Origin of the sequence: Bacillus sp. Xin1 (assembly GCF_013314535.1) — a bacterium.
In the GTDB taxonomy this organism is placed as follows: domain Bacteria; phylum Bacillota; class Bacilli; order Bacillales; family Bacillaceae_G; genus Bacillus_A.
On the sequence record NZ_JABUAE010000029.1, the window covers coordinates 48,414 to 60,148 of the forward strand.

Below are 11,735 nucleotides of genomic sequence, written 5' to 3' on the forward strand. Positions count from 1 at the left end.
TAGGAGTTTTTGCTATATAACATTTGAAAATACAATAGGAATTTACGAATCAAAAATGAACATTACGAATTCTACTTCAGGAGGTATAAAATGAAAAAATTATATTATGCATCGTTCGTATATTTAGTCATTGGTTTATTATCAGGTGTATTCGCTAGAGAATACGCAAAATCAAAGGGTATTCTAGGATCTACACTGCTGAACCTTTTACATACTCATACGCTCGTACTCGGTTTTTTATTTTTCTTAATCGCCCTTGCATTAGCAAAATCATTTTCATTTCATAAAGTGAAGGGCTTTAATAGTTGGTTCATCGTCCATAATGTCGGATTAATTTTAACCCTCTCTTCATTGGCAACTCGAGGGCTTCTTCAACTTAATGGTGCTAATTTTAAAGAATTAACCTACATAATCGGATTCTCTCATTCTCTCATTGGTTTTACCCTAGTTTGGTTTATGATTCTATTAAAAAAATCATTCAAAATGTAATGTGTAACAAAACATCACCAAAAATAGAACGGGGCTGTCTTTTAAAAGACAGCCCCGTTTCTATATAGATTATTCCCCTGTTTCAGCAAACTTCTTAATTCGCTCACCAATCTCATCACGAACACGTTGGAATACTAACCATTCTTGCCCTGCTGGGTCATCAAATCCCCAGTGAACACGTTTTACATGCGAAGGTGTAGTCGGGCACACATCGTTTGCATGACCGCAAAGTGTAACAACAAGATCTGCTTTATTTAAAATGTCACGATTAATCATATCAGATGTTTGCCCAGTGATATCGACATCTACTTCTTTCATTGCCTTAATAGCATTTGGATTCACGCCATGCGCTTCAATCCCTGCAGAATATACATTCCATTTGTCGCCCAAATATTTCTTTCCAAATCCTTCTGCAATTTGGCTGCGACAAGAGTTACCCGTACATAAAAAGTAAATCGTTTTTTTCTTTTCCATATGAATTCCACCTTTATTATGATTGTTTTTGAAAGTATTTTTTCTGAAACCATAGTGCTACATTTACAAGTGCTATCATAACGGGCACCTCAACTAAAGGCCCAATAACTGCCGCAAATGCTGCTCCAGATTGAATTCCAAATACCCCTACAGCTACAGCGATTGCTAATTCAAAGTTATTACTTCCAGCTGTAAACGCTAATGTTGTTGTTACTCCATAACTTGCACCAATTTTCTTGCCCATAAAGAAAGAAACAAAGAACATCAATACAAAATAAATGAGCAATGGAATCGCGATACGTACAACATCGAATGGTACGCTAACAATGACTTCACCTTTTAATGAGAACATCACAATGATTGTAAATAATAATGCGACTAATGTAATTGGACTAATCTTTGAAATGAATACTTTTTCATACCACTCTCGACCTTTTACTTTTACAAAAATTAAACGCGTTAACATGCCAGCGATAAAAGGAACTCCTAAGTAAATAAAGACTGACTTTGCAACCTCTGCCATTGTAATATCCACAACAGCTCCTTCAATTCCTAACCATTCTGGAATGACTGTTACAAACACATAAGCGTATACTGAGAAAAATAACATTTGGAATACAGAGTTAAAAGCAACTAACCCTGCCGCATACTCCGTATCACCTTTTGCTAAGTCGTTCCAAACGATAACCATTGCAATACAACGTGCTAAGCCAATCATGATGAGCCCTACCATATATTCTGGCTTATCTTGTAAAAATATAATGGCTAAAACAAACATAAGGACAGGACCAATAATCCAGTTTTGTACAAGCGATAATATGAGTACTTTTACATCTTTAAAAACGTGCCCTATCTCTTCATAACGAACTTTTGCAAGCGGCGGATACATCATCAGAATTAAACCAATTGCAAGCGGAATAGAGGTTGTTCCTACCTGTAACCGATTCATTCCATCCACAAAACCAGGTGATAGATACCCTATTGCAATTCCCACTATCATCGCAAGAAAAATCCAAAGGGTTAAAAATTGATCTAAAAACGATAATCGTTTCATTTTTTCTCCTTTTTTGTTTTAACAACATGAAGTTGAATTGATATTCTTTTCATCAGAACTTACACAGGACGTTTCTATTTTATGAATTTCACTATCAGCCTTCGTATAGAAAAACTCCCATTCATTCCCGTCAGGATCCGTTACCCAAAACTTATCTTGCACGGCGTAGCAACAAGTCGTATCCATTTCCTCACGAGCAAAGAAACCCTCCTTGTCTAAACGCTCTTTATGCATGATGATTTCTTCTTGATTCTCTACTTGGAAACCAAAATGATTGACCTGGCTTCCTTTTACTTCATCTCTTACATTTAAAGTGAAATTTAGCCCTGGACTTTCCAATAAAAACTTCGCGTAATCTTCTTTTACTTTCACTGGTGTTACTCCAAATACCTTACTGTAAAATTCAATTGACTTTTCCAAATTCGTCACATTGATCCCCACATGTACATATTGCATATCCTATTCCTCCCTCACTTTAATTAATCAATTTTTTTTGATTTATTTAACATAAAAAACTCAGCAGCAACTACCTCTGCCAGTTTTTCGGAACACACAACAAAGTTCTTCCGACAACAAATTATTCACTTCTTCATCATTTAAATCATAATAGCTCCATGTTCCCTTTGTTTCTTTTACAATTAAATTTGCATCAAGTAATATTTTTAAATGATACGAAAGTTTAGATTGTGAAATTCCAAATACTTCCGTCAAATCACACACACAAGTCTGTCCACGTTGACATAACTCGTACATGATCTCTAATCTTTTTTTGTCTGCAAGAGCTTTAAACTTCTTTTCAAACTGTCCGAAGTTTTCTTTCACGCGCTTCACTCCCTTTATCAACTTTTTTTGATATTTATATTATATACATCATTCTAACTACAATTCAACCTATACATCAAAAAAAATTGATTTATAGGTTGAATTGTAGTTTATGAATCTAAAAAAGGAGGGATTTCCCACTCCTTTTTCCCCATCCTTATTCAAAATATACTTGTCCACCATTCAAATAAACATCTTTCCACTTTCCATTTTTATTGATAAATTTGATTTTCACATTACCTGATTGTTCCGTTAAAGGTGCGACAGGGACATTTAATACACCAACAAAATTCCCAATTTTGACGCTTCCTATTTCTGATTCTTCATGCAATATTTGAATCTTCATTTCTGAAAATTTCCTTTTCGCTTCCACAACTATATTTTTCGGTTTATGGTAATCTCTTCCTTGTCCAATCCACACATGACCTTTAAATTCTGTTTTCTCATAGTTATAAACCGATAATCCAGCTTCTTTTACATTCTCTATTGCAGCCCGGTGAACATTAAGAAGCTCCTTATTGCTAGAACTTATCATATTCCCATTTGCGTCCATAGAGTAACCAAAGGGCTCCCCATCACCTTCAGGAATTTTATAAATATCTGGGGCAATAATTTGCTGTTTTAGTTCATTCATTTCTTCTTGGGAATAAGACTTTATTAGATCTCCTGTTTGACTGTACAATTCCATATACGGCTTTCCATTATTCTTTTTTTCTATTGAATCAGATGCCGTAGATATAGTTTTTCCATAAGCAACACTACTAGTAGGGATTAGCAGAAATAGAAACAAAGCGAAAAGAGTTAACTTTGACCAATACACTTTTTTCATAAAATTCCCTCCTACTATTTATATGTTTTATAGTTTAACACACACAACAACCTTTTACATTTATATCCAAAAGAAAAAAAGAGTCTCATAATCTCTATGAGACCCTTTCTATACATTAAGCAGATTCTATAGCTTTAGCCTTATAAATAAACATTCGACTTAACACCGTCATCACAATTACAAGTAGAAGAAAATATACAGGCATAACAAGTAAAGAACCTGTATGCAACTGACTCATTCCCCATATCGTAATTGTAACAATTACATAATATCCCAAACTAAATATAGCACCTGCTGTTCCAATAACGTCCTGGAAATCTACTAACGCTAAGCTTAAACAATTCGGCAAAGCAATCCCTATTCCTAATAGCAATATAAATATAGCTACAAGAAAAAGAATCATATATATCATATTTGCAATCGTTCCAGTAAAAGCAACAGTTGATAAAATAGTAGCTCCTCCCGTCATTACGATGCAACCTATATAAATAATCTTTTCTGGTTTATAAACTAAAAGTAATCGCTTTGAAATTTGCGCTCCAATAATGGAAGCGCAAGCTACTACAATACCTAAAAAACCAAATACACCAGGTGATAGATTAAAATGCTCGATAAAGATAAACGGTGCTTCAGCGTAATAGCTAAATACTATACCGTTTGTTCCTCCAATTAGCACACCAAATGTTACTACTTTTGGATCTCGAATCATTCGTTTTATTATAGCAAAAATATTGATTCTATTTGCCGTTACATTCTTACGAGTTTCTGGCAAGTTCATACAAGTACAAACCAATAGCCCAATACTTATCAAAACTAAAGTAAGAAAAACACTTCTAAATCCAAATATTTGATCAATCCAACCACCAATTAACGGGCCAATAGCTGGTGTGAATGCAATGACTGCTGAAATTTGTGCAAACATGACATGTCGTTTATGCCCATCTACACTTTCACGAAGAATGGTTTGTGTAACAACTGAACCAGTACTTGCTCCAAAAGCTTGTACAAAACGACTAAGTAGCAATAATTCAATTGAATTGGCCAAGTAACATAATAAACTACCGACACCATAAGTTACAATTCCCCAAATCATCGCAGGACGACGCCCGATTATATCAGACAACCATCCCCAGCAAAACACTCCTAAAGCAAATCCTGCAAAGTAAATGCTTAGCGTTAGCTGCGTAGCATTATTACTGACATGCAACGCTTTCGAAATATCTGGTAAAGATGGTGTGTAAATTGTTTCACTAATTTGTGGGAATGCCACAAGAATAATCATTAACCATAATGATGGTACTGAGACTTTTTTCATTTTCTAATACCCTCCTATAACTTAGAAAATCTCAGATATTTAGAGCTTTTCTTCGCTACGGAACTGGAGGGGCCATTATCGAAATACGATCATAAAACAACAAACGAAACACCTCGATTGCTTCATGTTAATACCTATAGGAGGGTATGAATTAATATTAATTTTTCATTGCTTCTATTTATAAAGATTAACATATATTATGAGTTTTTGTATATAAAAAACCTACTAATCAAATAGTAGGCTCTTCGTTTCATTCTCATATTCCGTCTACAAAGCATCTCTATTTTTCAGTTGTAAACCACACAATCTGCTGAATTCTCACAAATACCGGTATTTCATTTTCTTCTAATACAACATGATCTGGCTTTATACTTCTTAGCGTCCCATTTACACTGCCACGGATTGTTTCCACTACAATTCTTTTTCCAACTATGGATTGCAATGTTTGTACAACATATGGGTCAACAAGTGCAACCACATCACCACTTATCTCATAACCATCTCGAAAATAACCGAACACATCTTCATATGAATAATACATAGTTGCCCCCTCTTTTCAAGATTTGCTGTAGTGTATGTGGTATGCAACTTAAGGATTTAGACTATTTTTGAAGTCAAAAGCACATTACTATTCTCTTATGTTAATGAGAAAGAGTGACGTGCTTTTTATGAATATGCACCAAAAACAAGAGTTATCTTTATTTGCTGAAGAGTTATATCGATTCATTCTATAGTGATGTGAAAAAGTCGATTATTAATGAATTTAAAATAATAAGAAGACCGAATTAAATTATTTTTCTAGTTTGGTCTTCTTATTTAGTCTATTTATTAACTTTTTTCATTTTACTTACAAAAAGACTAAGAATACCGATAGCTAGAAATGAATACCCTATTGGTAGTAAATAGAATGGTTCCACAAGAGTACCATCCGATGCAACTTTAGCTCCGATAGTATTATAACTAACTACAAACCCTAGTCCTAAAATAAATGGTATTAAAGTTAGAATATATTTTTTTATTTTAAAACCTCCATGTTATTCTTCATATATTTCCACCAGACCCAAATAAATTAGTATATCTTCAATAGAGACACATTAATTTAAGTTATAATATTTTTTGCATAAAAAGAAATGTTGTTTTTCATGTATAGCTATTAAATGAATACTTTGTATTAAGTTTGGATTATGAGCGATTGGATCAGGGAAACGTATGTGGCCAGCAATGTCATCTTCTATTTTAGAAAGTATTTTTTCTAAATTCTTCGTTTCATTATCTAGCCCTTTAATTAATCTTTCAAATGAAATTTTACCTTCTATTCCTTTAGGTGGTAGCAAAATAAAAGGTGCTTTCATTGGTTTATTGTGTTTCTCTTTATATTCAGTATATATGTCCTTACTATGGGTTTTGTAAGGTAACTTTTTTCTTGCTACAGCAATTGGTCTAGACAGTGGTAAATATAACTTATTTAATTGTCGAAATCGCCTGACCATTAAGTATAAATGATAATATGTTTCTCCAAAAGACCACTTATCCTTACAAGGTCGTTCCCATTCTTTGTTTTTGAAATGCTGTATTTCATTAGCGAATGCTTCTCTTTGTTGATAAATTTTGTTAAAGTGATTAGTCATGTAAATGCTCTGCATAATTCCCCCTGTGTATGTTAGTTAAAGTTTCTATAAGTTGTGAATAGCACACTAACTTAATATTATAGTTAGTAAAATTCTTTCCGCTAAACAAACACCAACTATAATTTTCGATAACCCCACGTACATAATGAAATAATTCACCTTGGATTTCTTTGTCATCCTTAATAAAATAATTCCTTACTAAAGGTGAATTGATATTGTTTTTAATATCGAATAAACTGATTCCTTTACATTTCACATAACTTTCTTTAAAAGTCCATGTATCTGTTAACAAAAAGACAGATAACGAACAATGTGTCTTTTATAATAAATTCATGTTGTTTATAATGGAATTATATCGTTTTTTCCACAAATTTCAATTTACATTTAAGGCATAAATGTAAGATAAGAAACAAAATGATGAAATCTGTTGTCTATAATGACAATAACGAACAGGGAGGTAAAAGATGTTGAAAAAAGCGGATCTGCGGATTATTCGAACAAAGAAATTTATAAATGATGCTTTTATCAAACTGATAGCGGAAAAGGGATACGGTGCTATTACCATTCAAGACATCGCAGATGAGGCACTCATCAATCGGGCAACATTTTACTCGCACTACAGGGATAAACAAGATTTGTTAACAAAGCTTAGCGAGGGTGCACTAGAAGAGTTGACAAGTAAGATGGTCCTATATGCCCATGTGCAGGGACATCAAATAGATCTTTCGAAACTCGAAGAAGTTTTACAATCAATATTTGAGTGTATAGTAAAACATGTAGACTTTTATAAAACCATGTTTGGGCCTCATGGCATTCATGATTTTAACCTACAAATGCAGCAGACTATTATGGATAACCTTGAACGAAATTACATTGAGCTTAAAATTGGAGAACATGACTCAGATATTCCAAAGGATATGGTATTGCGTTTCTTCACTTCCTGTGTTGTTGGGATGGCAATTTGGTGGCTTCAAAATGACATGAAATATTCACCGAAATATACTGCACAACACTTAGTGAAGCTTATGACTAAAGGACCCTTTGGTGCAGTGGGTTTTACATTTTTTAATGAGCGCTAGAAGGAGCAACTGTGTTGGGAATCCTTTTATTATTACCTGCACTGTATAAAGATTCCAGTACACTTGGATTGGCTGTTATTGCTTATTCTTTAGGGTTGCGCCATGCGTTTGATAGTGATTATATTGTCGCAATTGATAATACTGTTCGAAAACTATAATTTAGAGGGGCCTTTTTGGAGTCTTATAGGGGTCCCGCCACATCGCCATCAACCTAACGAAATTAAATACTCCCAAAACGAATAAATGAGCTTTTTTGTTACGCACAAAATTTCGTTCTGGGGGTACTATAAAATTTTAGCTTGATGGATATGTGGTATGCCCCCAGGAAGTGCCTATCTAACAGAAAAAACGACGCCACAATATGACATCGTTTTCGTATGTAAGGAAGACTAGAAGAAGCTCTTCTAACCTACTCCCATTTATAAGTCCAAAATTGTTCAATTTGTAACCATTTTAATGTTGCAGCATCTTTGTTTTGCAGTTTTACTTCCGTTTCTTCTAACATCGCTTCTGTTTGCGAACGATGCGCACGTAAAGCTGCTAATTTTTGTTCAAATGCTTCACTAATGTTGTTAACAACATCTGGTTCACCTAATACTTCTTCACGATTTTTTGTAATTGCAACTGCATGAATAACCGGACGCGTTTCTTTTGGCATACGTGATACTGCACGAACTGTAGCACGACCGAATGCATCATGGTCTGGGTGAACACCGTGCTCTGGATAGAATGTAATAATTCGTGATGGCTGCACATCGCGAATTACCGTTTCAATTTTATCTGCTACAAAGTCTACATCTTCAAATTCTAATGTTTTATCATGAAAACCAAGCATTCTTAAATCCTCAATGCCCATCGCTTCACATGCATCTTTTAATTCTTTTTCACGGATATTTGGAATTGTCTCACGGTTTGCAAACACATTCTTTCCCATGTTACGTCCCATTTGTCCAAGCGTTCCGCACGCATATGTTACAGGTACTCCTTGCTTTCTTAATAAACTAATTGTTCCTCCTGCTGCAAACGATTCATCGTCTGGATGCGGAAATACAACAAGTACGTGTCTTTCCATACTTTCCCCTCCTTCTTACTTAAATGGCGTTAAGCTTAACTCAAGTGCTACGGCTAAGCGACCTTTATTGTCATGTCCTGCTAGTAATAGACGATCTTGCTCGTCTACTTCCCAATGCGTAATACCTTCAGCATATACCCAGCCATGGTCCATTTTAAGACCTACTCGGTATGGATTTGTTCCTGTTATTTTCCCGCGTTCAAAACGAATGATTGCATTTCGAATAAATGCTCCAACTGTCATCATTTTTTCATTAAAATGTGAAGCGTATGCTCCATTTGTCGTTTCTAAATGAATATATACATCTTTATTTACAAAACGTTCGATTTCATGTTGAATAACAGCACTATCTTTTACTATTTCCATCGGATTTCACCTCTTTAAACCATTTTACGCAAAAGTAATGTAAATTGCTATCTCTATATTAGAGGACAAAGCTCACTTTGCATAATAATTTGCATTTCGTTTTTTATTTTTATATAGCATGTGAAATTTATTAATCTTTTTCACTTTTGCAAATTATTTTCTTTCTCGTTTTGAATTTGCTACAATAGTGGTTATGCAGAGGGATATATTTCGACAATTGAATACATATTTTAAAGAAGGTGACATGTTGGAACATTCAGCACATGAAGTAGCAAATTGGCAATATTATTTTGCGATCGCCGTATTTTTAGTAACATACGGATTTATTATTTCTGAGAAATTGAACCGTGCTGTAATTGCACTGTTCGGTGCTGCCATTATGATTATTTTGGGAATTGTAGACTTACATACTGCTTTCACATCACATATTCAGTGGGAAACCATTACGCTTTTAATCGGGATGATGATTCTCGTACATATTACGAGCCAATCTGGTGTATTTGAATATGTAGCCATTAAAGCAGCAAAGACAGCCGGCGGAAAACCCATTCGAATTTTATTATTTCTATCCCTACTAACCGCAGTCGGTTCTGCCTTTTTAGATAATGTAACGACCGTTTTATTAATCGTTCCTGTTACACTATCGATTACACGAATTTTAAAGGTACAACCTGTTCCCTATTTGATTTCAGAAGTATTATTTTCAAATATTGGTGGTACCGCAACGTTAATTGGTGATCCCCCAAACATCATGATTGGATCTGCTAATAAACACTTAGATTTTAATGCCTTTTTGCTCAATTTGGCACCAATTGTACTTATTATTTCCATTGTTACATTAGGCATTATTTATTTGATGTATCGTAAAAAATTAAAAACAACACCTGAACAAATTACAAAACTTATGGCTTTAAATGAAAAGGACTATATTCGTGACCGAAGCTTACTCCTAAAATCGCTTTCCATTTTAGGTTTGACAATTCTCGGGTTTGTTCTTCATTCGATTATTCATGTAGATGCCGCAGTTATCGCGATGACTGGCGCAACACTTCTCATGTTGATCAGTGTGAAACAACACGAATTAGAAGATGTATTTGCTCATGTAGAATGGGTAACGATTTTCTTCTTTGCCGGTCTTTTTGTTCTTGTTGGCGGATTAATTGATATCGGCCTTATTTCATCCCTCGCAAAAGAAGTGATTGATGTAACAAATGGCGATATTGGCTTTGCTGCCATACTTATCCTTTGGGTATCAGGCGTGGCATCAGCTACTATTGATAATATTCCATTTGTCGCAACGATGATTCCGCTTATTCAAGATTTAGCATCAGGACTTGGACTTTCTGTTGACTCTCCTCAAATTGAAGTACTATGGTGGGCATTATCACTTGGCGCTTGTTTAGGAGGAAACGGAACGCTTATTGGGGCATCAGCAAACGTAGTTGTTGCTGGGATTGCTAACCGCGAAGGACATGGATTTTCTTACCTTAATTTCTTAAAAATTGGTTTCCCGTTAACAATCATTGCATTATTATTATCACATGCTTATATATATTTACGTTATTTAATTTGACCACTCCCACGGCTAAAGCCCGTGGGCTTTCCCGCTCACAAATTCTGTAAAAAAGTTTGCAGCAATATGCTGCAAACTTTTTTGTTACCAAAATATCCCGATAATTGCCAGTGCTCCTAAAATCATACCGCCAATTTGTCCAACGATTGCCGGTGATAGTTGAACACCTTTTTTCACTTCTACAATCGGTCTTTCATGCCTAAGCTGTTGAACTTCACTTTGTAATTGATGCACACTACCATGCAATTCTTTTACAAGTTCTTTTAACTCCGCTAATTCTTCATTTACTGGCTTTGTTTTTTCTAAATTCATATAACATGACTCCTTATTTCAATCCATATGTTGTAAAATTTCTCCAGTCATTATTCTTTTTCCTGCAAATTATATGCATATTATCGAATGTATTTATAGCATAGTTTTTACTCTTAATGAATCTATATATATGGTAGTACCACATGCCCATCAAGCTAATATTATAAAGTACCTCCTAAACAAAAAATTCACTTCCTACAGTTAATTATTTATGAGAATTCAACTCGTTTTTCATTTTTGGGAATGTATGCTTTATTATCCTCAACTTCATTCGGAAGTAAACTAGCTGAATTAAATTATGTAACAACAAGAAGCTGACTTCTGTATTCAACAGAAGTCAGCTTCTATGGTACTCAACTATCGATATGATTATTAATAGCATTTCCTGTGGTTATTATCTCGCTATTTTATTATGTGCTTTCGAAATCGTTTCCTCATTTAAAGTACTGTGTTTCATCGAATAAATGAAATATATTACTGCTCCAATAGTAATCCAAATACTAGTATTAAAAAATAGAAAACACATATTTTCTTACTCTAAGTTAGTACACTCTTACCGATTTTCTACGGAATTTTCTGATTTTCAATTACAAATTAAGTAACAGTGAACGAAAAGGTATACTCTCTTAGGCAGAATATATAAGCTAAATTGTATTACAAACAATGATAAATCCATCATTTGAGATTAAGAATTACCAAGAGTTCGTCATCGCGATTCCGAG

Annotated in this window: 15 protein-coding genes and 1 pseudogene; 4 read left to right on the forward strand and 12 right to left on the reverse strand. The window is 34.3% G+C overall.

Annotation, left to right across the window (positions count from 1 at the left end):
* The first annotated feature begins 90 nt into the window (after nucleotides 1–90).
* The gene (locus tag HRG09_RS20605; RefSeq protein ID WP_174102726.1) at nucleotides 91–489 is read left to right on the forward strand and encodes a DUF2871 family protein; all 399 of its coding nucleotides are present in this window, start codon (nucleotides 91–93) and stop codon (nucleotides 487–489) included.
* A gap of 69 nt (nucleotides 490–558) precedes the next feature.
* Here the strand turns inward: HRG09_RS20605 and arsC are convergent, their stop codons facing one another.
* The 9 genes from arsC to HRG09_RS20650 all read right to left on the reverse strand — a co-directional run bounded on the left by arsC (nucleotide 559) and on the right by HRG09_RS20650 (nucleotide 6,626).
* A complete protein-coding gene (gene arsC, locus HRG09_RS20610; protein WP_174102727.1) occupies nucleotides 559–963 on the reverse strand; it encodes an arsenate reductase (thioredoxin) in 405 nt (134 codons plus the stop codon).
* A 16-nt stretch (nucleotides 964–979) separates the two neighbouring features.
* Entirely contained in the window at nucleotides 980–2,017 is a 1,038-nt protein-coding gene (arsB, locus tag HRG09_RS20615; RefSeq protein WP_174102728.1) for an ACR3 family arsenite efflux transporter, read from the reverse strand.
* 18 nt (nucleotides 2,018–2,035) lie between these two features.
* Nucleotides 2,036–2,473, reverse strand: coding sequence for an ArsI/CadI family heavy metal resistance metalloenzyme (locus HRG09_RS20620; RefSeq protein ID WP_174102729.1), 438 nt, complete (start codon nucleotides 2,471–2,473; stop codon nucleotides 2,036–2,038).
* Nucleotides 2,474–2,533: 60 nt separating this feature from the next.
* Nucleotides 2,534–2,839: an arsenical resistance operon transcriptional regulator ArsR gene (arsR, locus tag HRG09_RS20625; protein ID WP_000662011.1), complete on the reverse strand. Its 306-nt coding sequence runs from the start codon at nucleotides 2,837–2,839 to the stop codon at nucleotides 2,534–2,536.
* 157 nt (nucleotides 2,840–2,996) lie between these two features.
* Nucleotides 2,997–3,668 carry a hypothetical protein gene (locus HRG09_RS20630; RefSeq protein WP_174102730.1) on the reverse strand — a complete coding sequence of 224 codons (672 nt, stop codon included), beginning with the start codon at nucleotides 3,666–3,668 and terminating at the stop codon, nucleotides 2,997–2,999.
* Nucleotides 3,669–3,783: 115 nt separating this feature from the next.
* Nucleotides 3,784–4,983 carry a multidrug effflux MFS transporter gene (locus HRG09_RS20635; protein ID WP_174102731.1) on the reverse strand — a complete coding sequence of 400 codons (1,200 nt, stop codon included), beginning with the start codon at nucleotides 4,981–4,983 and terminating at the stop codon, nucleotides 3,784–3,786.
* A gap of 280 nt (nucleotides 4,984–5,263) precedes the next feature.
* Nucleotides 5,264–5,524: a YuzF family protein gene (locus tag HRG09_RS20640; protein WP_174102732.1), complete on the reverse strand. Its 261-nt coding sequence runs from the start codon at nucleotides 5,522–5,524 to the stop codon at nucleotides 5,264–5,266.
* 280 nt (nucleotides 5,525–5,804) lie between these two features.
* Nucleotides 5,805–6,002 (reverse strand): DUF3955 domain-containing protein, encoded by a 198-nt coding sequence (locus HRG09_RS20645; RefSeq protein ID WP_174102737.1) that lies wholly within the window; start codon nucleotides 6,000–6,002, stop codon nucleotides 5,805–5,807.
* 75 nt (nucleotides 6,003–6,077) lie between these two features.
* Complete coding sequence (locus HRG09_RS20650; protein WP_254610139.1) at nucleotides 6,078–6,626, reverse strand: DinB family protein; 549 nt, start codon at nucleotides 6,624–6,626, stop codon at nucleotides 6,078–6,080.
* A gap of 449 nt (nucleotides 6,627–7,075) precedes the next feature.
* On the opposite strand from HRG09_RS20650, the gene HRG09_RS20655 reads away from it, so the two are divergent.
* Both HRG09_RS20655 and HRG09_RS20660 read left to right on the forward strand, forming a co-directional pair.
* Nucleotides 7,076–7,690 (forward strand): TetR/AcrR family transcriptional regulator, encoded by a 615-nt coding sequence (locus tag HRG09_RS20655; protein ID WP_174102733.1) that lies wholly within the window; start codon nucleotides 7,076–7,078, stop codon nucleotides 7,688–7,690.
* An 11-nt stretch (nucleotides 7,691–7,701) separates the two neighbouring features.
* Nucleotides 7,702–7,845 (forward strand): annotated as a pseudogene (locus tag HRG09_RS20660) (HoxN/HupN/NixA family nickel/cobalt transporter); the annotation flags it as partial.
* A gap of 254 nt (nucleotides 7,846–8,099) precedes the next feature.
* On the opposite strand, the gene bshB2 reads toward HRG09_RS20660, so the two are convergent.
* A complete protein-coding gene (gene bshB2, locus HRG09_RS20665) occupies nucleotides 8,100–8,762 on the reverse strand; it encodes a bacillithiol biosynthesis deacetylase BshB2 (RefSeq protein ID WP_003198867.1) in 663 nt (220 codons plus the stop codon).
* Between the two features lie 15 nt (nucleotides 8,763–8,777).
* Nucleotides 8,778–9,128 carry a YojF family protein gene (locus tag HRG09_RS20670; protein ID WP_000407035.1) on the reverse strand — a complete coding sequence of 117 codons (351 nt, stop codon included), beginning with the start codon at nucleotides 9,126–9,128 and terminating at the stop codon, nucleotides 8,778–8,780.
* Between the two features lie 247 nt (nucleotides 9,129–9,375).
* Between HRG09_RS20670 and HRG09_RS20675 the strand changes: the two genes are divergently transcribed.
* A complete protein-coding gene (locus HRG09_RS20675; protein ID WP_174102734.1) occupies nucleotides 9,376–10,701 on the forward strand; it encodes an ArsB/NhaD family transporter in 1,326 nt (441 codons plus the stop codon).
* Between the two features lie 84 nt (nucleotides 10,702–10,785).
* Here HRG09_RS20675 and HRG09_RS20680 read toward each other — a convergent pair whose 3' ends face one another.
* Nucleotides 10,786–11,013, reverse strand: coding sequence for a hypothetical protein (locus tag HRG09_RS20680; protein ID WP_174102735.1), 228 nt, complete (start codon nucleotides 11,011–11,013; stop codon nucleotides 10,786–10,788).
* Between the last annotated feature and the right edge of the window lie 722 nt (nucleotides 11,014–11,735).

What these genes read in the sequence shown, in the direction of transcription:
- HRG09_RS20605 (WP_174102726.1), top strand. Translation starts at nt 91, where the DNA reads ATGAAAAAATTATATTATGCATCGTTCGTATATTTAGTCATTGGTTTA.
- arsC (WP_174102727.1), bottom strand. Translation starts at nt 963, where the DNA reads ATGGAAAAGAAAAAAACGATTTACTTTTTATGTACGGGTAACTCTTGT.
- arsB (WP_174102728.1), bottom strand. Translation starts at nt 2,017, where the DNA reads ATGAAACGATTATCGTTTTTAGATCAATTTTTAACCCTTTGGATTTTT.
- HRG09_RS20620 (WP_174102729.1), bottom strand. Translation starts at nt 2,473, where the DNA reads ATGCAATATGTACATGTGGGGATCAATGTGACGAATTTGGAAAAGTCA.
- HRG09_RS20630 (WP_174102730.1), bottom strand. Translation starts at nt 3,668, where the DNA reads ATGAAAAAAGTGTATTGGTCAAAGTTAACTCTTTTCGCTTTGTTTCTA.
- HRG09_RS20635 (WP_174102731.1), bottom strand. Translation starts at nt 4,983, where the DNA reads ATGAAAAAAGTCTCAGTACCATCATTATGGTTAATGATTATTCTTGTG.
- HRG09_RS20640 (WP_174102732.1), bottom strand. Translation starts at nt 5,524, where the DNA reads ATGTATTATTCATATGAAGATGTGTTCGGTTATTTTCGAGATGGTTAT.
- HRG09_RS20650 (WP_254610139.1), bottom strand. Translation starts at nt 6,626, where the DNA reads ATGCAGAGCATTTACATGACTAATCACTTTAACAAAATTTATCAACAA.
- HRG09_RS20655 (WP_174102733.1), top strand. Translation starts at nt 7,076, where the DNA reads ATGTTGAAAAAAGCGGATCTGCGGATTATTCGAACAAAGAAATTTATA.
- bshB2 (WP_003198867.1), bottom strand. Translation starts at nt 8,762, where the DNA reads ATGGAAAGACACGTACTTGTTGTATTTCCGCATCCAGACGATGAATCG.
- HRG09_RS20670 (WP_000407035.1), bottom strand. Translation starts at nt 9,128, where the DNA reads ATGGAAATAGTAAAAGATAGTGCTGTTATTCAACATGAAATCGAACGT.
- HRG09_RS20680 (WP_174102735.1), bottom strand. Translation starts at nt 11,013, where the DNA reads ATGAATTTAGAAAAAACAAAGCCAGTAAATGAAGAATTAGCGGAGTTA.